At 43.9% G+C, this 22,997-nt stretch carries 20 protein-coding genes, 1 pseudogene and 1 riboswitch; of the genes and pseudogenes, 6 read left to right on the plus strand and 15 right to left on the minus strand.

All coding sequences use genetic code 11. The features are described 5' to 3' along the window. Nucleotides 1-92: 92 nt before the first annotated feature. Nucleotides 93-401 carry a hypothetical protein gene (locus tag AAEZ02_RS02505; protein ID WP_502959584.1) on the plus strand — a complete coding sequence of 103 codons (309 nt, stop codon included), beginning with the start codon at nucleotides 93-95 and terminating at the stop codon, nucleotides 399-401. Between the two features lie 64 nt (nucleotides 402-465). Here the strand turns inward: AAEZ02_RS02505 and cobO are convergent, their stop codons facing one another. From cobO to AAEZ02_RS02565, 12 genes and pseudogenes are all read right to left on the minus strand, one after another. Further along, nucleotides 466-1,104 (minus strand): cob(I)yrinic acid a,c-diamide adenosyltransferase, encoded by a 639-nt coding sequence (cobO, locus tag AAEZ02_RS02510; protein ID WP_124013691.1) that lies wholly within the window; start codon nucleotides 1,102-1,104, stop codon nucleotides 466-468. Further along, nucleotides 1,101-2,672, minus strand: a complete 1,572-nt coding sequence (locus AAEZ02_RS02515) for a cobyric acid synthase (RefSeq protein ID WP_124013690.1) — start codon at nucleotides 2,670-2,672, stop codon at nucleotides 1,101-1,103. Before AAEZ02_RS02515 ends, cobO begins: the two co-directional genes overlap by 4 nt. Next, entirely contained in the window at nucleotides 2,672-3,202 is a 531-nt protein-coding gene (gene cobU, locus AAEZ02_RS02520) for a bifunctional adenosylcobinamide kinase/adenosylcobinamide-phosphate guanylyltransferase (RefSeq protein WP_124013689.1), read from the minus strand. The genes AAEZ02_RS02515 and cobU overlap by 1 nt, the downstream gene beginning before the upstream one ends. Then, nucleotides 3,202-3,987, minus strand: coding sequence for an adenosylcobinamide-GDP ribazoletransferase (locus AAEZ02_RS02525; protein ID WP_101032618.1), 786 nt, complete (start codon nucleotides 3,985-3,987; stop codon nucleotides 3,202-3,204). Before AAEZ02_RS02525 ends, cobU begins: the two co-directional genes overlap by 1 nt. A gap of 9 nt (nucleotides 3,988-3,996) precedes the next feature. After that, nucleotides 3,997-4,176 (minus strand): annotated as a pseudogene (locus AAEZ02_RS02530) (nicotinate-nucleotide--dimethylbenzimidazole phosphoribosyltransferase); the annotation flags it as partial. Nucleotides 4,177-4,393: 217 nt separating this feature from the next. Beyond that, on the minus strand, nucleotides 4,394-4,531 hold the full coding sequence (locus AAEZ02_RS02535) for a hypothetical protein (RefSeq protein ID WP_351121768.1): 138 nt from the start codon (nucleotides 4,529-4,531) through the stop codon (nucleotides 4,394-4,396). Nucleotides 4,532-4,542: 11 nt separating this feature from the next. Beyond that, entirely contained in the window at nucleotides 4,543-4,683 is a 141-nt protein-coding gene (locus AAEZ02_RS02540; protein WP_351121771.1) for a nicotinate-nucleotide--dimethylbenzimidazole phosphoribosyltransferase, read from the minus strand. Nucleotides 4,684-4,851: 168 nt separating this feature from the next. After that, nucleotides 4,852-5,958 carry a FecCD family ABC transporter permease gene (locus tag AAEZ02_RS02545; RefSeq protein WP_124013688.1) on the minus strand — a complete coding sequence of 369 codons (1,107 nt, stop codon included), beginning with the start codon at nucleotides 5,956-5,958 and terminating at the stop codon, nucleotides 4,852-4,854. After that, on the minus strand, nucleotides 5,951-6,760 hold the full coding sequence (locus AAEZ02_RS02550; protein WP_124013687.1) for an ABC transporter ATP-binding protein: 810 nt from the start codon (nucleotides 6,758-6,760) through the stop codon (nucleotides 5,951-5,953). Before AAEZ02_RS02550 ends, AAEZ02_RS02545 begins: the two co-directional genes overlap by 8 nt. 79 nt (nucleotides 6,761-6,839) lie before the next feature. Beyond that, a riboswitch (cobalamin riboswitch) is annotated at nucleotides 6,840-6,960 on the minus strand. Nucleotides 6,961-7,657: 697 nt separating this feature from the next. Beyond that, on the minus strand, nucleotides 7,658-10,765 hold the full coding sequence (locus AAEZ02_RS02555; RefSeq protein ID WP_351121775.1) for an efflux RND transporter permease subunit: 3,108 nt from the start codon (nucleotides 10,763-10,765) through the stop codon (nucleotides 7,658-7,660). Next, complete coding sequence (locus AAEZ02_RS02560) at nucleotides 10,762-12,111, minus strand: efflux RND transporter periplasmic adaptor subunit (protein WP_351077990.1); 1,350 nt, start codon at nucleotides 12,109-12,111, stop codon at nucleotides 10,762-10,764. The genes AAEZ02_RS02555 and AAEZ02_RS02560 overlap by 4 nt, the downstream gene beginning before the upstream one ends. Continuing rightward, on the minus strand, nucleotides 12,101-12,757 hold the full coding sequence (locus AAEZ02_RS02565; RefSeq protein WP_124013684.1) for a TetR/AcrR family transcriptional regulator: 657 nt from the start codon (nucleotides 12,755-12,757) through the stop codon (nucleotides 12,101-12,103). The genes AAEZ02_RS02560 and AAEZ02_RS02565 overlap by 11 nt, the downstream gene beginning before the upstream one ends. 862 nt (nucleotides 12,758-13,619) lie before the next feature. Here AAEZ02_RS02565 and metH point away from each other — a divergent pair. Further along, complete coding sequence (gene metH / locus AAEZ02_RS02570) at nucleotides 13,620-17,336, plus strand: methionine synthase (protein WP_351121778.1); 3,717 nt, start codon at nucleotides 13,620-13,622, stop codon at nucleotides 17,334-17,336. 121 nt (nucleotides 17,337-17,457) lie between these two features. On the opposite strand, the gene AAEZ02_RS02575 is transcribed toward metH, so the two are convergent. Both AAEZ02_RS02575 and AAEZ02_RS02580 read right to left on the minus strand, forming a co-directional pair. Continuing rightward, on the minus strand, nucleotides 17,458-17,952 hold the full coding sequence (locus tag AAEZ02_RS02575; protein ID WP_351089178.1) for a lipase family protein: 495 nt from the start codon (nucleotides 17,950-17,952) through the stop codon (nucleotides 17,458-17,460). Nucleotides 17,953-17,994: 42 nt separating this feature from the next. Beyond that, the gene (locus AAEZ02_RS02580; protein WP_351121781.1) at nucleotides 17,995-18,648 is read right to left on the minus strand and encodes a DUF6795 domain-containing protein; all 654 of its coding nucleotides are present in this window, start codon (nucleotides 18,646-18,648) and stop codon (nucleotides 17,995-17,997) included. Between the two features lie 505 nt (nucleotides 18,649-19,153). Between AAEZ02_RS02580 and AAEZ02_RS02585 the strand changes: the two genes are divergently transcribed. The 4 genes from AAEZ02_RS02585 to AAEZ02_RS02600 all read left to right on the plus strand — a co-directional run bounded on the left by AAEZ02_RS02585 (nucleotide 19,154) and on the right by AAEZ02_RS02600 (nucleotide 22,393). Beyond that, nucleotides 19,154-19,639 carry a DUF6795 domain-containing protein gene (locus AAEZ02_RS02585; protein ID WP_351121784.1) on the plus strand — a complete coding sequence of 162 codons (486 nt, stop codon included), beginning with the start codon at nucleotides 19,154-19,156 and terminating at the stop codon, nucleotides 19,637-19,639. A gap of 301 nt (nucleotides 19,640-19,940) precedes the next feature. After that, nucleotides 19,941-20,459, plus strand: a complete 519-nt coding sequence (locus AAEZ02_RS02590) for a DUF6795 domain-containing protein (protein ID WP_124013678.1) — start codon at nucleotides 19,941-19,943, stop codon at nucleotides 20,457-20,459. A 250-nt stretch (nucleotides 20,460-20,709) separates the two neighbouring features. After that, nucleotides 20,710-21,207 (plus strand): DUF6795 domain-containing protein, encoded by a 498-nt coding sequence (locus AAEZ02_RS02595; protein ID WP_124013677.1) that lies wholly within the window; start codon nucleotides 20,710-20,712, stop codon nucleotides 21,205-21,207. 25 nt (nucleotides 21,208-21,232) lie between these two features. Beyond that, entirely contained in the window at nucleotides 21,233-22,393 is a 1,161-nt protein-coding gene (locus tag AAEZ02_RS02600; protein WP_124013676.1) for a lipase family protein, read from the plus strand. A gap of 128 nt (nucleotides 22,394-22,521) precedes the next feature. On the opposite strand, the gene AAEZ02_RS02605 is transcribed toward AAEZ02_RS02600, so the two are convergent. After that, complete coding sequence (locus AAEZ02_RS02605) at nucleotides 22,522-22,968, minus strand: DUF3465 domain-containing protein (protein WP_124013675.1); 447 nt, start codon at nucleotides 22,966-22,968, stop codon at nucleotides 22,522-22,524. Nucleotides 22,969-22,997: the final 29 nt, after the last annotated feature.

Here is a 22,997-nt window from a genome sequence, read left to right on the forward strand (position 1 = left end):
TAAGAAGTCTGAAACAGAAACAAGAAATGCAGCTTAAAATTTAAGTAAAGAGTGCCAACTACCTTGAAAAACACCGAACTACTGCGGTAAACATGCTCCAATTTGGCCGCGTTGATTTAAATTACAACAATGAAATTGGTTTTAATGAAGCAGTAAAAAACTTAGGATTTAATCATGCCGATTTTACTCCGGCATTTATTGTTAGCAAAATTTCATTAGGGCTAGCAACTCACAAAGACACCCGCATTGAGTTATTTAATCAAATGCAACAAGCGTTTGACACCATCAAAGAAAACGGCGAATTTAACCATGTTGTTGCCAAGTGGTTTCCTGGCTCTGATACCAAAAAAGTTAACTCAAGTGCTACAGCAAGTATGGATATCCCGCCCAATCTTAACTAAACGATGAGTGAGCGGCTAAATCAAAAGACTAATTTGAATAGCCATCAACAAACCTACATTGTTGTTAGTAATCAAAACCCAACTGAGCTTTAATCCCATCATTAAACGCGTGTTTTATCGGTTGCACTTCGCTGACGGTGTCGGCTAATTCAATGATGTCACGATGACAAGCGCGGCCAGTAATAATCACATGTTGCATCGCAGGGCGATTTTTTAATGCCGTTAATACCCGCTCAAGCTCGATATAGTGATAACTGACCATGTAAGTCAGCTCATCAAGTAATACCATGTTAATCGATTCATCTTTAAGCAATTTTTCTGCTTCTAGCCAAGCTTCCATTGCCGCTTGGGTGTCTTTTGCTTTGTCTTGGGTGTCCCAGGTGAAACCCGTGCCCATCACATGAAACGGCACCCCTGCGCCTGCTAATAAATTACGTTCGCCACAAGCCCAAGAACCTTTAATAAATTGCACTACCGCCGCTTTATGGCCATGGCCTACAGCACGAGCAACGGAGCCAAAACCTGATGTCGATTTACCTTTTCCGTTACCGGTTAGTACCAGCAAAATACCTTTTTCTTCTTGGGCTGCGGCAATTTTAGCGTCAACACCCACTTTGACTTTCTGTTGGCGGGCTTTATGACGTTCAGCTTTGCTTGCATCAATAGCGCTAGCTTGTTCGTTGTCGTGGTGATCAGTTGTCATGAGATTATTCCTTTCAATGTATTCATATCCAAATGCGCTTCTAATACATCGGCAAGACGATTTAGTTGCTGCTCGCGAATTTGGTTAATATCAATAGCATGGTGACTCGCTAAGCCTGCCCATTGCAAAATAAGTTGGCATGCAGCGGGATGATCGAATAATCCATGCACATAGGTCGCTAAAATTTGTTGGTCATTGCTCACCATGCCATCGAGCTTGGTGATCGGCATTGTCTGCTGTGCATCTTGTTCAATCGATAGCGGCTGCGTTACATCACTTTGAGTGAGTGAAGACTCACCACAATGGATCTCATACCCACTAAACTCTGCCTGCTGGTGTTGTAAGCGTAAGTGACCCCTTACTTGAGTTAAGGTTTTACTAACCGTTAATACGGTAGTAATAGGTAATAAGCCCAATCCTTTGCTGCAACCGGCAATGTCTTCAATGCCTAAAGGGTCATCAATTAGCTCACCGAGCATTTGATAACCGCCACAAATCCCGATGACTTTACCGCCGTAACGTAAATGGGTTTTGAGTTTAATATCCCAACCTTGTTGACGCATAAAAGCCAAATCTGCGCGGACATTTTTACTGCCTGGTAAAATAATGACATCGGCGTTAGGCCATACCGTCGAGCTTGCATCGCTTTGCATAGTCACATAATGAAAATCAATATGCGGGTGTAAACGCAGCGGATCAAAGTCGGTATGATTACTGATCCTTGGATACACTAACACCAATACTGACAAGCGCTGCGTAGTAGGCAATGTTGCCGATAACGGATTTTGGGGACTATCAATTAACGCATCTTCAGCGTCTAAATGTAGGTCGTGTAAATAAGGTAATACGCCTAATACGGGTTTTTGGGTATAGGCTTCAAGCCAATCAATACCCGGTTGCAATAAGCTGATGTCACCGCGAAAACGGTTAATCACAAAGCCTTTTACCCGTGCTTGTTCAGACGGACTTAACAGTGCCAACGTGCCCACCAAATGGGCAAATACGCCGCCTTTATCAATATCGGCAATAATAATCACTGGGCAGTCGGCCACTTCTGCAAAACCCATATTAGCAATATCGCCATCACGTAAATTGATTTCTGCGGGACTGCCCGCCCCTTCTATGACCACCAGCGAGTATTGTTGCTGTAAGCGTCGGTATGATTGCATCACGGCCGCTAAGGCCAAGGTTTTATAACCTCGACTCTCAGGGCCGAAAAAAGCCTTCGCTTCTAATGTGGTTAACGCTTTACCGTGAATAATCACTTGCGCGCCAGTATCAGAGCTGGGTTTTAACAGCACGGGATTAAAATCGGTATGAGGGGGTAATTGACATGCGATGGCTTGCAGTGCTTGAGCGCGACCTATTTCACCCCCATCAATGGTTACCGCACTGTTTAATGCCATATTTTGTGGCTTAAAAGGCGCAACATTGACTCCTTGGCGGGCAAATAAGCGACATAGCCCTGCAACAAGAGTGCTTTTACCGGCATCAGATGTGGTGCCTTGCACCATTAATGCCCCGGACAATAGGTCAGCGGTTGGCAGGGTAAAATGCGGCAATGACATTATGCTTTTAAGGTCAAAGGCAGGCCCGCAACCACCAAAGTGACTTGGTCTGATATTGCCGCTATCGATTGGTTAAGCCAACCGGCTTCATCAACAAAACGGCGATTTAACTCGCCCATGGGAACAATACCCGAGCCCACTTCATTGCTGACTAATACCACTTCACTTTGCAACGCGGGCAGACTGTCGATGAGTAATGATTTTTGAGAAGCCCACGAGGCACCATCATCTAACAATAAATGATTGGTTAATAATAACGTCAAACAATCAAGCAATATCACTTGCTGGGGTTTATCGATTGCCACCAAGGTTTGTGCAATATCGTAAGCTTGTTCATGCAGTGTCCAGCCATGGGCGCTAGACACTCTATATTGCTGATGTTGCTCAATACGCTGCGACATTTCATTGTCTAGCGCCGTTGCCGTGGCTAAATACACGCATTGGTAACCAATAGCAGCGTATTCGGCTACACATTGCTCTGCAAATTGACTCTTACCGCTGCGCGCACCGCCCAACACCAAATGGATCATCAGCTTAATCCCACCGCTAAAATGACAAGATAACAACACACTTCGCTAATTTGCTGTGCTGCGCCTAATGTGTCACCAGTATAGCCTCCAATCTGTTTACGGAAGAATCCGCCTAACAAAATACGCACCAGCCATAAGGTAATAAACAGTACAAATGCCACTAGGCCATTAAGCCATAACAACACAAAAATACCGCTAGCAATTAATATAAGCAAGTCATTGAGCTGCTGATTTTGTGCTACAGGCATTGACTTACTGGTCTGTTCATTTCGGACATATTGTTCACTGAAAATTAAGCTCGCCGACACGACTCGACTTAAGGTGTGACCCACGACAAGTGCGCTGACCGCCGCCAGTGGGCTGTATAAAGCTAACTCTACCAACAATTGCCATTTAAGTAGTAACACCAATCCCAGAGATAATGCCCCATAACTGCCCAAGCGCGAATCTTTCATAATCCGCAGCTTATCTTCAATCGTTCTACCACCACCAAACCCATCGGCGGTGTCGGCTAAACCGTCTTCATGAAATGCGCCAGTGACTAGCACACCCGCCACCATCGCCAGTAAAATAGCGATACTCGCGGGTAAAATGAGTTGTGCTAACCAGAACAACAGCGCACAAATTAAGCCAATCACTAAGCCGACCACACCAAAATATCGGCTTGCCTTGCTCTGCTTATCATTGTCGATAACCACCCAAGGCGGCACCGGGATCCGAGTAAAAAAACTCATTGCCACAAAAAATAGATTCAACTGCCGTAACCACTTTATCTCGCCAGACATCTTGTACCCTTAAACCGCATTATTAACACCAGCACCATAGAGACTGGCCATTTTATTGTGAAATTTCAGTGTAGCTTGAATTAACGCCAATGCAGCGCCAGTGCCCTCTCCAAACCTTAATCCCAGCAACAACAATAGTGTAGCTTGTAGCTGTTGTAATAGAAGCTTATGTCCTTGCTCTTGCCACTGATGAGCAAAGACTCAATAATCTCTTGATTGTGGACATAATGTTACCGCAACTCATGCTGCAGCAGTAGCGATAAAACCATCAATCATCACTCATTTTTTTTGTTCCCTAGCCACTAAAATCGCCCCAATCATTGACACGATTCTAACGCCAGCTAAAGGGCTAAAATGGCCCATGAACAGACTTACTCATGACGATGTAAGTCTAACGCTTGGTTAATTAATCGGGGTTTAGTGACCAAGGTTGCATCATCAATTCCCGTGCATCGACCAATACACTGCTCAATACACGGCTCAATACATTGCTTAATACACTGCCTAACACATTACTCAATACACTGCTCAACATATTGTTCAACACACAGCACATTACGCAATAATGATATTCAGCATAGCTGACATTACCGCAGTTGCGGCACAAGTATTGCCTATAACCATTTTACCCAAAGCAATAACATTGCAACCAGCACCAACAAGACGTGCACCCGCTGACGAGTAAGCTCTACGCATTAGGCGACTTTTTCAAGCCCATTGCGGCCGCTAAATGTATCGCCTGAGTACCTGCGCCTAAACGTTGAAGATAACATTGGCTTGGCCAGTTAGCGGTTGTAATATCGGGCAATCAATTATCTCAAGCTCAAAACCGACTTAACGACACTTGTCAGTCAATGAGATCTTTTAACGGCGTTGACGCAAAATAAACAAGAAAAATACACTACCCAAAGCGGCAGTGATAATACCAACAGGCAATTCTTGGTTCGATAAAATACATCGCGCTATCACGTCAATCCACACCATAAATAATCCCCCCAACATCGCGGTTAAGATCAGCGGCTGACGTCCTGAAAACAATAGCCTAACCGTGTGCGGGATCATCAACCCCACAAAACCAATGCCCCCACACGTCGCCACCAACATCGCGGTGATCAGTGAACACAGTAACAACATACTTAAACGCAATTTAGCGACATTAATGCCTAAGGTGTGAGCGGTTTCATCACCCGCTTTTAGCGCCATAATTTGCCGTCTAAACGCCAACATAATTAACAAACTAATACCAACCGTCACACTGGGTAATAGTAAATTAGACCAACTGGCTTTGGCAAAACTGCCTAAGCTCCAAAATAACACTGATGCCGCAGCCTGTGGGCTAGAGAAATACAACAGCAAACTAGTTAGTGCGCCGAACAGAAACGAGGTCGCCACACCAGACAACAACATACGTTCAACTTGACTACTTTGACCAGAAGCCGACAATATAAACACAATCAATACCGATAAACTGGCGCCAATAAATGCCCCAATCGGGATGCTTAATGTCGACCAAGACCACCAAGGTTGTGCCGTAAAGCTTGGTTTTATCGACAATGCGCCTGAAAATATCTCCGCAAACAAGCCTGTTTGGCTGAATAATGACACCACCAACACAGCACCAAATGACGCCCCAGAGCTAATGCCAAATAAGTAAGGGTCGGCTAGCGGATTACGGGTCACGGTTTGCAATACGCTGCCCGCGATAGACAAGCCAGCACCAGCCACAAAGGCTAACAAAATCCGCGGCAAGCGTAATTCAAGCACAATACGTTGGCTCAACTCGATAGCATGCCCACTGCCATCAATAGAACTCGGTATGTCACCCCCCCATAAAGTATTGAAAATGATCAATACGTCATTAAGATCAATATTGGCTGCACCAAAACTGGCCGCAAAAATAGGGGTAAGTAGCGTGGCAAATACCAACAAACTGAAACACACATAATACCGACGTTGCGATGCATCAATCATGATCAGAGCATCCTTTCTTGCTTGCCTGGTAACCATAGAAATAACTGATGAGGGGGTTACCATGTTGTGGATGATCATTGACGTGGCAGCAAACGCCAAACACCTCACTAATTTGCCGCTCGGTGAGTACTTCTGTTGGGGTACCTTTAGCAATTAACCGCCCTTGGTCGAGTAGCAGTAATTTATCGCACATCGCACTGGCTAAATTCAGGTCATGTATAGAAGCAATGACACTGATCCCTAGTGATACGACGAGTTCAAGGATTTGAATTTGATAACGAATATCTAAATGATTGGTAGGTTCATCTAATATAAGAATATGTGGCTGTTGCACAATGGCTCGGGCAATTAGTGCACGTTGTTTTTCACCACCAGATAATAGCTCATACTGTTGCTGCGCTTTTTGCTGCAATCCCACTTTGGTTAATGCACTTAAAATACGTTCTCGGTCTTGCGCTGTGTTGGGGTCAAACAAGTTTTTATGCGGTGTTAGCCCCATTGTCACTAACTGCTCAGTAGTCATATCAAAATAATGCGGGGTATCTTGTTGCACCACAGCAATACTCTGCGCTAACGATTTAGAGGAAAAACCACTGATGGGTTTGGAAAAAATTTCAATATCGCCGCTAGTTGGCTCAATATAACGATACAAGCAACGTAACAGACTCGACTTACCCGCACCATTGGGGCCAATGAGCCCTAGCATTTGGCCTCTAGGCAAACTGAAATCAATATCAGCTAGAATGGTTTTATTATCGACTTGCCAAAAGAGATGATTGACATCCAATACTGATTCAGACATGTAAATGACCTCGCCATGTCCAATTAATTAACACATACATCTATTTAAAAACTCCCCTAAGTCACCCGCTTAGGCATGGATATTGAGGCAATTCAAAGCTGGTATCTGACTTATGCACCAATGGTTAATTGGTCCATCTACAGTTGCGGGTACAGTTTGGGCTTATCCCAATTCCCAATACCTTGAAAGGCACTATGATTATGGCGCTATGGTTCTGATGAGTCGATTATAACGCTATGAATATAAAACTATGATTATAACAATATGATTATTACGCTATTAATATGACGTTATAGTAATAATTCTATGACTATCAATATGACGCGTTAAGCCTATGTAATGCTCACTTTAGCTACCTTGCTATCTATTACAACAGATTGAAAACAGTCAAGCTTATCAATATCGTCAAGCCAATAGACATCGAGCACCATAATAGCAGCATAGGGGATCGCTAGGTTAGCGAATAATCCGCTACATTGGCCAGCCTTAAGCCTATATTCCATTAAGCAGCACATTAAGCAGCGCATCATGCCACCGTGAGTCACCAATAACGCACCGGGGCAATTGCCAACGTGAGCAGCTTATTTCATCTCAAACGGGTCATTTGTTTGACTAACAAGGCGCATTGACCCGTCAATAGCGAGCCTATTGCAAGTTAATGCAACGCAGTTAGCGGGATAAAGGACTGTTGGATAAGCCGTTATCTCCTGCGCTGAGGTTAACGAGTACGGCTATGTTACCAAGACCACCACAGAAGATGGCAATCTCGTTTATGCAGGAGTAATTAACGACCTTGAACGCAGTCACTTCTCGACATGCTGGCTCCTGCATGTCGAGGTCGTTTGGGTATCTGACCACTGCCATTACAAGATAATGGCAGTAATTTACTCCCTCTCGCTAAATTTTTTGATGTTTCTTCACCAAGCCAAAGTCAGCCAAAATCGCGTAGGCACAAGGAATAATAAATAACACCATCAAGGTAGAGGCAAAGATCCCGAATACGATTGAGACAACCAAGGGCTGTACTACTTGCGCCTGAAGACTCGTTTCGAGCAATAGGGGTAACAGACCTGCTGCCGTCGTCAGCGACGTTAAAAATACCGCTCTAAATCGTTCCCGACTGGCACTTACAACGGCTTCATGAACGCTATCACCTTCATCGACATGATGACGTATATATTGCACCAGCAAGATAGAGTCATTGACGACTATGCCTGCAAGGGAGATAAAGCCCATTATCGATGGCATAGATAGGTTATAGCCAAGTAGCACGTGCCCCCAAAGCACGCCTATCAAAGACAAGGGTATTGCCAACATCACCACCACAGGCTCGAGGTAACTCCTGAATTGAAAACTGAGTATGACAAAAAGTCCAAATATTCCGATAAGGAATCCCTTACCAAGAGAGGCGCCCGTCTTCGCAGTCTCTTTTGCCGAGCCTTCGAAGTCGACCTTAACCCCAGGATAATCTTCAGTGGCTTGCGGCAGCCAATCGGATTTTATCTTAGCTAATGTTTCGGTGGAATTACCCTTGCGGTTGTCAACATCGGCCATCACGGTAACCGAACGTTGGCTATTGATCCGCTGAATACGGACATAAGATCGTTGATGCTCTAATTTGGCGATCGCCGACAGAGGCAACTGCTCCCCATTGGCTAACATAATGGGAAAGTTAGCCAATGCATGAAGATCGCCTGCTTGCTCCTTATTCAGCCTAACTTCAATTTCGATATTCTCGGGCCCAATTTGGATCTCATCGGCCCGTTGGCCAAAGAAAGCACTGCGCAGTTGATTGGCGACCAACTGACCATCGATGCCGAAGACTTCCGCTCCGGGCCTCAGACTGACCTTAATTTCCTCTTTCCCCGGACGCATATCATCGAGAATACCGTTGATACCGTCAAACTGGGCAAGATAAGATTGCAGCGACACCGAGGCCTGCTTTAGCATATCCAGATCATCACCTAGCAGGCGAACCTCGATATCACGACCCGCAGGCCCCATTGTTGGCTGCTTAAAGACCATAGACAAAGGGGCTGCTAGCTCAACCGTACCGTCGCGCCAATCTTCGATAAAATCTTCTATCAGCGTATTTCGAGTTTCGGCCGACAAGAGATCTAACCTAACCGTCGCCACATGAGGCCCTTTCTCGCCCGCATCGGCATTAAAATTAAACTGTGCGGTAATATCTTCAATAAGCTCAACGCCCTCTTCCACGTCTTGGGTATAGCGAGCAGCCGTCTCTTTAGCACTGAGGATCACTTGTTCGACAACCTCCTGAGTCGAACTCAATGGGCTGCCAGGTGGCAGGATAATTCTCACTTCGGCGATATCACCATCAAGCTCCGGAAAGGGCAAGAATTTCAACACGCCACCTGCGACCAGCGCCACAGATGAGAGCAAGATACCTAAGGTTATGCCAACGCTGGCGTAGCGCCAATGCACCACAAACCTAACCGCATTGACGAGTGTCGTATTACGAAACGTTTCGAATGCGGCTAAAAAATCTCGCTTAAATTTAAGCTCAGGCCTAGGCGCTTTCTTGGGGACATGGCTTAATGAATGGTTTAAATGGTTGGGCAAAATTAAAAATGCCTCAATCAAACTGATACTGAGCACCATAATCAGCACCGTCGGGATAGCCGAGAGTACGGCGCCCATCTGACCATCGAGACCAAGTAAACTACTGAAGATTAAAATGGTGGTCAGAAACGAGGAGACCACGCCTGGGGCAACCTTTTTAACCCCTTGAACCACGGCATCATGTGGCGCTAAGCCCCGGTCGACATGGGAGGCGATAGACTCGGCGATAACGATGGCATCATCCATCATGATCCCGATGGCCATAAGCAAACCGACTAAACTCATGATGTTAATGGAGACGCCAAAGAGACTCATCAAATAGATGCCGCCTAAAAAGGCAACAGGAAGACCTGCCGATACCCAAAAAGAGTAACGCAAAGAGAAAAATAACCACATGCTAAAGAAGACTAGGATGATCCCTTGCCAGCCATTGGTTAACATCATATCCAGACGATCTTTAAGCAGCGACGAGAGATCGTTGGTCAAGGTTAAATTCACGCCATCGGGCACACGTAAACGCTCTTGCTCGATGAAACGGCTTACTTTCTGTTTTATTCTTAAGGCATCATCGGCTTTGTTCTTCTTCACCTTGAGTATGGCGGCGTGCTGCCCGTTGAAAAAGATGTGCTCTTCATCGAGTTCAAATCGGTCAGTCACGGTGGCAATATCGCCGAGTCGGACCACGCTGCCGTCGCTGGTAGAGGCCACGATGGTTTGCTTTAACGCCGCTGGCGTGACTTTGCGCTCATCGAATCTGAGCAGCAGGTTTTTATCTTTTAACTCAATATTACCGGCAGGGATCTTCACATTTTGCCGACCCACTTCATCGGCAATGTCGGTTGCAGTCAGGCCCAAACGGCGCATATCGATTTGATTAAGCTCAACCCGCAGTTGATGATCGGAAAAGCCAACAACGGATACCAGACTCACTCCGGCATCGATTTTCAAGCGACGTTTGAGATCCTCGGCATAATGCTTCAGATGGGGCCAGCTGGCATCGGCCGAAATAGCGATATCGACAACAGGTTCGGCCCAATCGAGTTCTTTAACGATCGGCGGTTCAATTTGTGATGGAAAGTTTTTAATCCCATTGATCTGGGTTTGCACATCCACAATAGCGCGCCCAATATCGGCTTTGCCGTCCAGCTTGATAGTCATGGACGCGACGCCTTCTTGTGCGTCACATTTTACTTCTTCGACATTGCCTAGCCCATCGACCGCATCTTCCATACGCAGACATAGACTTTCTTCCACTTCTATCGGCGACGCGCCGGGAAAAACCACGGTAGCGGTAACATAGGGAGGCGCAAACTCTGGAAAAGTCTCACGTTTTATTGATCCCAAACTCAATAATCCGAGCAAGAGTAGGCTGAGCATCAACAAATTAGCTAAGGTCGGATGACGGGTGATATAAGCGATCACTGACCGGCCTCCTCTCGGTTCACCTGAGATTGCTCAGCAGCATTAACGTCGAGGTCTGATGAGATATCTCTTAAAGACATGCCTGGGATAGCGGGAATAAGATCGTTGAGCACAATGTTATCACCAACGATAACGTCTGCTTTAATCGCCACTTGATCTTGATTACGGAACAAAATGGTCACCGGTTTTATCATCAGTTTATTATCCGAGCTCATCAGATATAGCTTGTCACCGTGAAGCGCCTTCTCGGGGACGATAAAATGTGGCTTTGCCTGGCCGTATATCCGCGCTGAAACAAACATTCCCTTGGTCAAAGGAGGCCGACTGAATGGCTTAAGCTGACGAATATCCTGCTCAACCTCAAGATATAAGCCGATGGTAGCCTGATTCGGATTAACCGTTTCAGCCACCCGGGTGACTTTAGCTGGCCAAGTAAAACGATTGCTTCCTACCTGAAACTCTACATCGGCTTGTAATGCTAAGAGCTCAAAAGAAGGTAGACTATTTTGTTCAGGGATCATTTCAATACTGCTGACTAAAGTGCGCATGTCCTGCAGCGATATTTCAGCCATTATCTCCGCAGTACCGAGTTGGTGAGCGATCAACATAGTTGAGCCCATGGCAACCACCTGATCTTGCTCAATGTTGATATCGGCCACTCTGGCATCGAAAGGCAGCACAACCTTGGTTTGTTTCAGTCTTCTGCGGGCATCTTCTAACTGTGCAACATCGACGCTTTGCTGTGCTTGGCTCACTTTTCTATCGTCGGGAAGGAGCTTAATTGAGTTTTGCAGATCTTCTACCAACTTGGTTTGTACCAACAAGGACTGATGCTGACTTTCAAGTTCAGAAATCGACACCAAATTACGCTTTTTGAGGGTGAGCTTACGTTGATATTCCTGCTTAGCCAGATCCAGTTTCTGGTTCTCTATCTGCAGGCTGGTATTGAGGTTTCGCTCCTGCTGATCGAGCCTTGTCAGTTGTGCCGACGTAGCATTGAGACTCGCTTGTGCCTGTGCCAGCTTCAACTCATATTCCAGAGGGTCTATCTCTAGCACCAAGGTATCCTTTGGTAACATTCGGCCCGTTTCAAGCTGAGGGTGGCGGTAGATAACTTTGCCACTCACTTCGGCGACGGCTTGCCATATATGCTTAGGTGTCACGCGACCAAACCCCTGTATTCTTGGGGCCAGCAAGGTTTTGTCCAGGGTGAGAATGTCAACCGCCCTGGCTTTATCATAACTCTGGACAACCGAGGGTGATGGTTTTAGGGCTATAGCTAAAAATAATATCAGCATTCCGCCTAGGACACCGGGGAGCAGAAAACGTTTCTTATTACTGGTCATTATTTTTGTCCTTTGTCGGCATCAAGCCTCTTGCAAGCAGATTGGTATTTTGCTGTGCAAGTTTCATTAAAAATTCTGGGGTGATTTGTATACCGAGTCGACTCAAGAACCCTTCGGGCACAATAAATGGAAAGATCATCATCGAAAAAAAACTCAGTTGAGCGCAATGGATATCAACATCATCGTGCAACAGTCCCTTAGCTTCGAGTTTATCAAACATCATGATGTCATCCACATTGACAATTTCGTTAAACACCTTGGTTATCTCTTTATTTTCGGGAATACTTTGATCTAGGCCTGCCAGACGGAAAATTAATCTTGGGAAATGGGGATGCGCTGACATCACTTGATAGTAGGTCTGCATCAAGCTTGCCGGGCCATGGGCTTGTTTTTCTTTATTCACCTTGTAGAGCTCTTGTTTCACTGGCGCCGCAGTCTCTCGCAACATCGCGATAAACAGATTTTGTTTAGAGCCAAAGTAATAGCGAATAAGCCCAGGATCAGTGCCTGCAAGCGCCGCGACATCACGAACGGTAACCTGAGAGTAGTCACGTTCGACAAAAAGAGATCTTGCCGCCTGAATAAGCTTATCGCGATTTTGGGTCTCTCCACTGGGGCGTCCCACTTTATTCTTGCTATCAGGCATACAGAATTCCTCAGTTAAAGAATTATTTTAAGAGCAGAGCACATTAATTGGCAGTGAAATAATTCCACAAAATCAGCGATAACGAAGAATACAGCTATTAACAAGTTGTTAAATATGAATAAAAAACTATAACAGCATGAGTATAACCCTTTATGTTTAGCGGGGAGGTGATTTGGTTAATGCTTTAGAACCTTTGTATAACCATGTAGGGTTTTTATCTCAGTTTTTTATCTAGTGCCTTCTGGCAGAAGACGGTATCTGTCATTAAACGTTTCTCCCTATGCTGCAATATTGGCTACATCGTAGACTTTGCCGCTTTCCAAGCTTGTGATAAAAATTGGCAATATGTTGCTGAAACAGCTTGAGTTACGCCCTATAACTCAACTCGGTTTTAAAGCCATAGTATGTTGTCATTTGGATGCTCAAGTGTTCGGCCTCATTGGGCTTGTCATCCTCAACCTGTTTGACGACAAGCAGCCTGAAGCAATCGAATAAGATAATAAACATATATTGATAATAAATTTCTATTAAACATAGGCTTAGATCAATAAAAAACACCTACTATTATGTTGATTGGTTGAACATTTCTGCGGCTAACTGACGTCCCCCATCGCTTAACCCAAGTAGAAGTTAAATCAGCCTTGCTCTGGCGGTGAAAACTCGCGTAGTATAGACGTCTATACGTTTATATGTCCAAAAGGCTATCTTAAAAGGTAATCATTTAGAAGATGCGCATTGTAAGCAGCAATTGTAATCAACAGTTGTACACAGAAATGATGTTATCGCCCTATTATTGTAAAAATAAGGGTATGCTTATCTCAATCAAGGTATCAAGCAACATAGTGATAAAAAGGTAACTGTTATGGCTAAATCGACTTCTTACAGTCAAACACTTGAACAACTTAATGCATTGTTAGCGCAGCGAATTGTGATTTTAGATGGCGCCATGGGCACCATGATCCAAGACCATAAGTTGGAAGAAGAAGATTATCGTGGTGAGCGCTTTAAAGATTGGCATTGCGATGTTAAAGGCAACAATGACTTATTAGTACTCAGCCAAGCGCAAATCATTAAAGATATTCATACTCAGTACCTATTGAACGGTGCCGACATTATTGAAACCAATACCTTTAACGCTACCACCATTGCTATGGCCGACTACGACATGCAGTCACTGGCCGCCGAAATTAACTTAGCCGGTGCCAGAATTGCCCGCCAAGCTGCCGACGAAGTAGCTGCGCAAACAGGCTTGCCACGTTACGTTGCCGGCGTATTAGGGCCAACTAACCGCACCTGTTCTATCAGCCCAGACGTGAACGACCCAGGGTTTCGTAATGTCAGCTTTGATCAACTCGTCGAAGCCTATGTCGAATCGACCAGCGCCTTAATCGAAGGCGGCGCCGATATCATTATGGTTGAAACCATTTTTGATACCTTAAACGCCAAAGCCGCCCTATTTGCGATTGAAAAAGTATTTGATCAACTTGGCGATCGCTTACCCGTTATGATCTCCGGCACCATCACCGACGCATCGGGCCGCACCTTAACCGGCCAAACTACCGAAGCGTTTTATAACTCACTGCGCCACATTAAGCCGTTATCCATTGGCCTTAACTGCGCCCTTGGGCCAAAAGAGCTGCGTCCTTACGTTGAAGAATTGTCACGTATTGCCGAGTGTTATGTTTCCGCCCATCCAAATGCGGGCTTACCCAACGAGTTTGGCGGCTACGATGAAACCCCAGAAGAGATGGCTGAAGTCATCAACCAATGGGCCCAAGAAGGCATGCTCAATATTGTCGGCGGTTGTTGCGGTAGCACCCCCGCCCACATTAATGCCATTCGTGAAGCAGTACTCAGACATGAACCAAGACACATTCCAGACATTCCTGTGGCGTGTCGGTTGTCGGGGTTAGAGCCACTGACCATCGATAAAAACTCGCTATTCGTCAACGTCGGCGAGCGCGCCAACGTGACAGGCTCAGCCAAGTTTTTACGCTTAATTAAGCAAGAAAAGTTTGAAGAAGCCCTCGATGTGGTGCGCGAGCAAGTCGAAAACGGCGCCCAAATTATCGACGTCAACATGGACGAAGGCATGCTCGATGGCGTGGCTTCCATGGCGAAGTTTTTAAACTTAATTGCCTCTGAGCCAGATATCTCCCGCGTGCCGATCATGATCGACTCGTCTAAATGGGAAGTGATTGAAGCGGGCCTTAAATGCGTCCAAGGCAAGTCCATTGTTAACTCGATTTCGATGAAAGAAGGTGAAGCCAAATTTATCGAGCAAGCCACCTTAGTGAAACGCTATGGCGCCGCCGCCATTATAATGGCCTTTGACGAAGACGGCCAAGCCGACACGCGTGAACGTAAAACCCAAATCTGTACCCGTGCTTACCGTATTTTGGTTGATGTGGTCGGCTTTCCACCAGAAGATATTATTTTCGACCCCAACATCTTCGCCATTGCCACCGGTATTGATGAACACGACAACTATGCTGTCGACTTTATCGAAGCCATTAAAGACATCAAAACCACCTTGCCACATGCAATGATCTCCGGTGGTGTGTCTAACGTGTCATTCTCGTTTAGGGGTAACAACCCAGTACGTGAAGCGATTCATGCGGTATTTTTATACCATGCTATTCAAGCCGGCATGGACATGGGCATTGTCAACGCGGGTCAGTTAACCATATACGATGATATAGATCCCGAGCTTAAAAAACGGGTTGAAAACGTAGTACAAAACTTACCTTGCCCGGTTGCCGACTCAAGCAACACCGAACAGCTACTCGACATCGCCGAAACCTTTCGCGGCGATGGCTCCCAAGTGGCCAAAAAAGAAGATTTAGCCTGGCGTAGCTGGCCGGTGTCCAAGCGGTTGTCGCACGCCTTGGTCAAAGGCATTACTGAATTTATTGACCAAGACACCGAGGCTGCACGCCAAGAAGCCACCCGCCCACTTGATGTGATAGAAGGGGCATTAATGGACGGCATGAACGTAGTCGGTGACTTATTTGGCGCGGGCAAAATGTTCTTACCGCAAGTGGTTAAATCGGCTCGAGTGATGAAAAAAGCCGTTGCTTACCTTAATCCTTATATCGAACTAGAGAAGGTTGCGGGTCAGTCAAACGGACGAATTTTAATGGTCACCGTAAAAGGTGATGTGCACGACATCGGTAAAAATATCGTCGGCGTCGTGCTCGCTTGTAACGGCTACGAAGTGGTCGATCTTGGGGTGATGGTATCGGTTGATAAAATTCTCGATGCCGTTAAAGAGCATAATATCGACATCATCGGCATGTCAGGGCTCATTACCCCAAGCCTTGATGAAATGGTCCACAACGTGAAAACCTTCCACCGTGAAGGCTTAACCATTCCGGCCATTATCGGCGGGGCGACTTGCTCTAAAATTCATACGGCTGTGAAAATAGCGCCGCATTATCCACACGGCGCCATTTATATTGCCGATGCATCCCGCGCCGTGCCTATGGTGTCGAAACTGATTAACAATACCACCCGCCAAGCCACCATCGACGAAGCCTATGCTGAATACGACATGATGCGTGAAAAACGCTTATCGCAAACCAAGCGTAAAACCTTAGTGTCGATTGAAGCGGCGCGTGAAAACCGTTGCCAACATGACTGGGAAAACTACCGCCCATTTACGCCTAACGTGTTAGGTCGCCAAGTATTTGATGACTACCCGCTAGATGATTTAGTTGAACGTATTGACTGGACACCGTTCTTTAGAAGCTGGGAACTGCACGGTCATTACCCTGAAATTTTAAAAGACAAAGTGGTCGGTGAAGAAGCGGTTAAATTATTCGCCGATGGCCAAGCCATGCTGAAGCAAATTATTGCTGAAAAGTGGCTTACCGCCAAAGCCGTCATCGGTTTATTCCCAGCCAATACCGTTAATCACGACGACATTGAACTTTACACTGATGAAAGCCGCAGCACATTAGAAATGACCACCCATCATCTGCGCATGCAACTTGAACGCGTGGGTAACGACAACTTCTGTTTATCAGACTTTGTTGCCCCTAAAGACAGCGGCGTTGCCGATTACATGGGCGGGTTTGCGGTGACAACAGGTCACGGTATTGATCAACATGTAGCCCGTTTTGAAGCCAACCATGATGACTACAATGCGATTATGCTCAAATGTTTAGCCGACCGTTTAGCCGAAGCCTTGGCCGAGCGTATGCACGAGCGCGTCCGTAAAGAGTTTTGGGGGTATGCCGCCGATGAAATACTCGATAACGAAGCGTTAATTCGCGAACGTTATAAAGGTATTCGTCCAGCACCAGGTTACCCAGCGTGTCCGGATCATACTGAAAAAGGTTTGTTGTGGGATTTACTCAAACCCGATGAAACGATTGATTTAAACATTACCGAAAGCTTCGCCATGTACCCAACCGCTGCAGTGTCTGGCTGGTACTTTGCCCACCCAAAATCACGCTATTTTGGCGTGACCAATATTGGTAAAGATCAAGTTGAAGATTATGCTAAACGTAAGGGCATGACCTTAGCAGAGACAGAGCGATGGTTGTCACCGATATTGGACTATGACCCAGAATAGAGAGTGATCCTGAGCAGAGAGTGACCCAGAGTAGAGAGTGCTCCCGAATAAAGAGTAACCTTGAGTAATCGCGGTTACTCTTTTTTATGTCCAAACTTCGTTTGGATATAGGTCGAAAGGTTTATAAGTAAACTGTTTTGTTATATTTAGCTTTAACCCAATTTGCAACTAAAGTCGCTAATGCACCACCTAAACTATGACCAACACAATGGATAATACCTGTACTCTTTAACACTTCAGGTTTATCTAAATAGTCAGCTAACCCATCTCTAAAAGATTCAAATGTTGTTTGAAAACCTGTATGAACTAAGCTACCCGCATCATTACTTTTTGAATGAGCAGTAATATCGGTTACCGCATCAGCTAAAGTATTTGTACCCCGTATTGCAATCACGTGATCGCCCTTATGTTGCTGACTATGTCCTTGGCCAATGAGCAAAAAGCCTGTCGTTTCGCACCAAAAGAAACCACCAGAAGTCCCCTGTTGGACATCTTCTGCGTTGAACTTAAAGTGTTGTTTTACCTTATTATGGATAGGTAATCTTTTGGGTTTTTTTTCAATTTGGTAAGATAGCAATGCGATTCTAGCTGCAACATTAGGGGATATAACACTCATTATTTCATCCTTAAAATAAACTTTTAAATATTTTTTATCTAATTAATTTTTTAAATCATTAAAATTTGTAACAACATCCATAGATTCACCGTAATAAGTCGTAATTAATTCATCTTCCCAGTAACATATTGAAATTATAGGATGATCACGTATTAAACCAAACTGCGTTAAATCAACTTCATATTGTAATTCTTTATTTTGTAAGTCTGCATTTAACTGCAGCAAAAATTTGTTTAAATAAGGAACAGAAATCCAATTCTTACTGATCAACCAAAGCCAGTAATACTTATCTTCACCATCTTTTATCTCATCAGGTTCTTTCTTAATATAAATTTCCTGCCTAAGACGTGCATCTTGCCCAAAAATATTACCGGGGGCATTTGACTTAACTTTAACTTCTTTAAATGAAAACTCACCATTTGTATCGGTTAATGCATAGTCAATAATAGGGTCACCCTTGTCATAACCACCATATGACAGTTCTCTAACAACTTCCGCCCCCGAAATTGGAATGCCATTATTGGTGATTCGCCCTTGTACAGGAGCCGATAATTCAACTTCATATCGCTTCAAAAATCCAAACACTGCATCATCTCCTTCGGGGTAAGCATATGAAAAAAAAATAATCACAAATAGAAATAATGAAACCGTAAGCAATAAAAGGTAACGATATTTATCAAGAATACTATTTAACACCCTCTCCGCCAACTCATTGATATAGATAAAAAATAAAAGCTACAGATTCATGGTTAAAAAGAGACGTAACATAGTGCTTTTAATACTCATTAACAGCCTAATTTTAGCCAAAAAAAACTCTTTATCTATAGCCCTAAAGAGTGTCAAAAAGGCACTAAAAACATTAATTGTGATAGTTTTATCTTTGCCTCTAGAACCAACAATATTGAATCCATACGCAAAAAACACTTACTTCAACGACTCTACCCATTGGTTGGATGATGAAATTAGACCAGACCAGAACACCTCAATCAAACATACACTTTTCATCATTACACCTTTAAAGTAGCTATTTATGATGATAGACCCTCTTAACAAATCACTCTACAATAACTTCAGTAAGTTAATCATATCAACATCAAAACAAGGCGTTACCTCATCAATGAGCTACATAGCATATATTAGTTTGTTTCTCGTTCTGTCTGTCACTTCGGCCAACTACTTTTTGGAGGGAGCAATATTTCGCATGTTTAAAAAAGTCGATGTCGAAGTGTTTCCTGAAGTGATTGGTAGCCTAATCAATGAGGGAGAACCTCTAGCCGATATTAAGCTAAAAAGAGGTTACCAATACTCTGGTGTTATGGAAGAAATTGAGTGGGACTACACCACTACTGATGATGAAGGCAAATTTAGCTTTCCTGAAATCATTCACAGAACAAGTCACCCTAATAAACCGTTTGCTGAAACGCGCGTTGCGCAAGCAATTAAAGTCGCAGAGGGAGTTTATACAGACACTTTTCTTTGGTCTGCTGTAACTAAAGGTGAAAAACATCTTTCCCTATTAGCTGAAAGATTGGCGCAATTACATTGCAACCTCGCCAATGAAGAGATTAGACAAGAGATAATAGAAGAAGAAATTAGCAATGGAGTTTCACGACTACAGGTGTTTAGTATTTGCCGCTGGCCAGAACTACAACTATTGGAAGTACAGAAAAGAGAAAAATACGGATGATATTCAGACTGGCCAATCTAGATGAATTTTTGCTGATGGGATATCTAGTCAATAAGCAATAACGAATGTGTACCTATTGGCCCAATCGAACATACCCTTTTCATCATTACACCATAAAAAATAGTCCTTTATAATAATATATACCCTTGAAGAATCACTCTACAATGACTTCAGTAAGTTAATCATATCAACATCAAAACAAGGCGTTACCTCATCAATGAGCTACATAGCATATATTAGTTTGTTTCTCGTTCTGTCTGTCACTACGGCCAACTACTTTTTGGAGGGAGCAATATTTCGCATGTTTAAAAAAGTCGATGTCGAAGTGTTTCCTGAAGTGATTGGTAGCCTAACCCTTCAGGGTAAACCTCTAGCCGATATTAAGCTAAAAAGAGGTTACCAATACTCTGGTGTTATGGAAGAAAAAAAATGGGACTACACCACTACTGACGATGAAGGCAAATTTAGCTTTCCTGAAATTATTCACAGAACAAGTCACCCTAATAAACCATTTGCTGGAACTCGTATATCTCAAACGATTAAAGTCGATGAAAATGAAGAGTCAGACATCATTAAAGCAGCTAAAGATGAGTATTCTGAAGTAATACTTTGGGGATCCATATCTTCAGGCGAGAAACATATATCTTATTTAGCTGAACGATTAGCACGATTAGATTGTGACCTAGCTAATGAAGCCATTAGGAATGAAATCATTGATGAAGCGTTTCCTAGTGGTGTAGTGCGCTATCAAGTATTGAGCATTTGTCGCTGGCCTGATCTGGAAAAATTAGAAATCGAGAAACGGAAAAAATTTGATTAATAAGGGCGTTAAATAATTCATCCGTATATATTCTAATAATCGACACACCCCATCTAATCATTACCCCTTAAAAAATAGTCACTTATGATAATAGATCCCCTTACTGAATCGCTCTACAATACCTAGTTAAAAATTAACCATATAAAAATTAAAGCAGGGAGTGGCTTCATCTATGGGCTACAGAGCATATATTGGAATTGTCGCATTCCTGTCTATCATCTTCGCTGTTAGTTGCTTCTCGGAGGAATCAATGTTTAGCATGTTTAAAAAAGTCGATGTCGAGGTGTTTCCTGAGGTGGTGGGCAGTTTAGCTCATGACAGCAAGCCTTTAGCCGGTATTAAGCTAAAAAGAGGGTATAAATACTCTGGTGTGATGGAAGACATAGAGTGGGATTACACCACTACTGACGATGAAGGCAAATTTAGCTTTCCTGAAATCATTTATAGAACAAATCACCCTAATAAACCTTTTGCTGAAACGCGCGTTGCGCAAGCAATTAAAGTCGCAGAGGGAGACTATACAGACACTTTTTTGTGGTCAACAGTGACTAGAGGCGAGAAACACATATCTTATCTAGTCGAGCGATTAGCACAATTAGATTGTGACCTAGCTAATGAAGCCATTAGTCAAGAAATCATTGATGAAGAGTTCCCCAGCGGAGTTGTGCGATATCAGGTATTCAGTATTTGTAGCTGGCCTGAGCTGGAAAAATTAGAAATCGAGAAGCAAAAAAAATTCGGTGAATAGCAATAATAGTTAACAAGGAATGTTTATGACTCAATTAACCCCCAAATTAGCCTCCGAGCTGGCAGCTAAAGTGTACGATGTAATCGATTTAGACTTGGCACCCAACTTTGCTAATCCATACATTAAAAAACACTTTACATTCAACAATGTCGGTATAGGCAAAACTGGCGGGTTTATTTTCAATCGCCAGTCAGGTTTTGCGGCTATGGGGTTAGGCAAAGGACAATACCAAGGTGATGCTATCATAGCGATCCGCGGTACTGAATTTAGCTCTGCTGCGGACTGGTCTACTAATGCTCAAATTGGTTTAAGTGTCGGTGATGGCAGCCAAATAGTGCACGCTGGTTTTAATAATGCTTTTACTTCATTAAGACCGCAATTTGCGACTTTTTTAGATAAGTGGCGTACTTCAAATCCCGGTAAAGCAATTCATTTTGTCGGCCACAGTTTAGGTGGTGCAATAGCTTCACTCGCTGCGGACTGGGCATCTGTTAATAACTACGCTTCAAATATTAATTTATACACTTTTGGTTCTCCAAGAGTTGGACAACAAGGTTTTGCCACGGCTAACACTCATAGACTTAATCAAATTTACCGCTGCACCCACGGCGCAGATGTAGTGCCTAAAGTGCCTTTATGGCCTTTTATTCATGCGCCTTATCAAGGCGTTGAATATCGCTTAGATAACAGCCAAGGTTTGAGGGTTAGTGCTCATGGTATGGATCCTAAAGCTGGGGCCGAACCAGGTTATTTAGTCTCTGCAAACACTGAGCATTGGGGCCATTTACATGTTAAAGCTAGCGAATATTTAAAACCGGTAAAATTACGTTATGAAAACCGCAATCAAGCAAGCTATTCAGACCAGTGGAGTGACAAACTCAGCGCAGCATTAATTACGGTCTTAAAAGAGGCTGGATATTATGGCGCAATTGTAGCACAAGCAACGGCATCTTACGGTTTGACATTCTATGACCTTGTCGCCAAAACCCTTGAAAAAATTGCTGCTGCAGCAAGTTCTTTCGCCGACGATGTCAGAGGCCTACTCGGTCATATGTTGTCTTTTGCAGGAGCAGTCGTAACAACCGTAGTTGACTTAACTTTTGCCACTATACGAGCCATTTTCAATAAAATGCTTTCACGCTTACATAGCAGTGTTAAAGATGCGATTAAATCAGTACACAAGTAATAAAGACTAACAGAAATAACTAAAGGCCCATCCGCAACTTAATACTTATGCAGCGGCAGATAAACCTTATAAGCCGCCCTTAAGGCTCAATGTAAATTGAGCCTTAATCTTTTAAACCTAATAGCTGTTTATTTATAAACGTTGCCATTGTGTTTTAGCCAGCCGCTTTGGTGTTGTCCGCGTGGGTCGTGGTGAGTCCAATGGATGACGCCGCCTTTATTATTGAATTCATAAACGCCAAAGAACTCGACCGTATCGCCGACAGTTAATCCGTCTATGCGCGGGGCTAAATCAATATTATGGGCGACGAGTAAGGTACTGCCACTGGCTATTTTCAAAATAAACCGTTGGTGGCGACTGCCTTTTAGATCGTCGGCCAGTATTTTTATTACCTCACCTGAACCACCAACTTGAACATTACTTTGTTTATTCTCAATGGCGTTTTGTAATGCATTATCACTGTCAACGACATATCCAGCGTAAACGTTTTTTACAATTTGAGTGGTTTGAACCTTTTTATCTAAAAAACCAAATAATGCCAAGCCAAGTAAACAGATGACGACTATTTTTTTCATGGTTATCAAATCCTTTGTGATATTTACTT

The organism is Shewanella sp. T24-MNA-CIBAN-0130 (assembly GCF_040310185.1).
In the GTDB taxonomy this organism is placed as follows: Bacteria; Pseudomonadota; Gammaproteobacteria; order Enterobacterales; family Shewanellaceae; genus Shewanella; species Shewanella psychromarinicola.

Bases quoted from the DNA above. Each gene is read 5' to 3' on its own strand.
- AAEZ02_RS02505 (WP_502959584.1), top strand. From the start codon at position 93: ATGCTCCAATTTGGCCGCGTTGATTTAAATTACAACAATGAAATTGGT.
- cobO (WP_124013691.1), bottom strand. From the start codon at position 1,104: ATGACAACTGATCACCACGACAACGAACAAGCTAGCGCTATTGATGCA.
- AAEZ02_RS02515 (WP_124013690.1), bottom strand. From the start codon at position 2,672: ATGTCATTGCCGCATTTTACCCTGCCAACCGCTGACCTATTGTCCGGG.
- cobU (WP_124013689.1), bottom strand. From the start codon at position 3,202: ATGATCCATTTGGTGTTGGGCGGTGCGCGCAGCGGTAAGAGTCAATTT.
- AAEZ02_RS02525 (WP_101032618.1), bottom strand. From the start codon at position 3,987: ATGTCTGGCGAGATAAAGTGGTTACGGCAGTTGAATCTATTTTTTGTG.
- AAEZ02_RS02540 (WP_351121771.1), bottom strand. From the start codon at position 4,683: ATGCGTAGAGCTTACTCGTCAGCGGGTGCACGTCTTGTTGGTGCTGGT.
- AAEZ02_RS02545 (WP_124013688.1), bottom strand. From the start codon at position 5,958: ATGATTGATGCATCGCAACGTCGGTATTATGTGTGTTTCAGTTTGTTG.
- AAEZ02_RS02550 (WP_124013687.1), bottom strand. From the start codon at position 6,760: ATGTCTGAATCAGTATTGGATGTCAATCATCTCTTTTGGCAAGTCGAT.
- AAEZ02_RS02560 (WP_351077990.1), bottom strand. From the start codon at position 12,111: ATGACCAGTAATAAGAAACGTTTTCTGCTCCCCGGTGTCCTAGGCGGA.
- AAEZ02_RS02565 (WP_124013684.1), bottom strand. From the start codon at position 12,757: ATGCCTGATAGCAAGAATAAAGTGGGACGCCCCAGTGGAGAGACCCAA.
- metH (WP_351121778.1), top strand. From the start codon at position 13,620: ATGGCTAAATCGACTTCTTACAGTCAAACACTTGAACAACTTAATGCA.
- AAEZ02_RS02575 (WP_351089178.1), bottom strand. From the start codon at position 17,952: ATGAGTGTTATATCCCCTAATGTTGCAGCTAGAATCGCATTGCTATCT.
- AAEZ02_RS02585 (WP_351121784.1), top strand. From the start codon at position 19,154: ATGTTTAAAAAAGTCGATGTCGAAGTGTTTCCTGAAGTGATTGGTAGC.
- AAEZ02_RS02590 (WP_124013678.1), top strand. From the start codon at position 19,941: ATGTTTAAAAAAGTCGATGTCGAAGTGTTTCCTGAAGTGATTGGTAGC.
- AAEZ02_RS02595 (WP_124013677.1), top strand. From the start codon at position 20,710: ATGTTTAGCATGTTTAAAAAAGTCGATGTCGAGGTGTTTCCTGAGGTG.
- AAEZ02_RS02600 (WP_124013676.1), top strand. From the start codon at position 21,233: ATGACTCAATTAACCCCCAAATTAGCCTCCGAGCTGGCAGCTAAAGTG.
- AAEZ02_RS02605 (WP_124013675.1), bottom strand. From the start codon at position 22,968: ATGAAAAAAATAGTCGTCATCTGTTTACTTGGCTTGGCATTATTTGGT.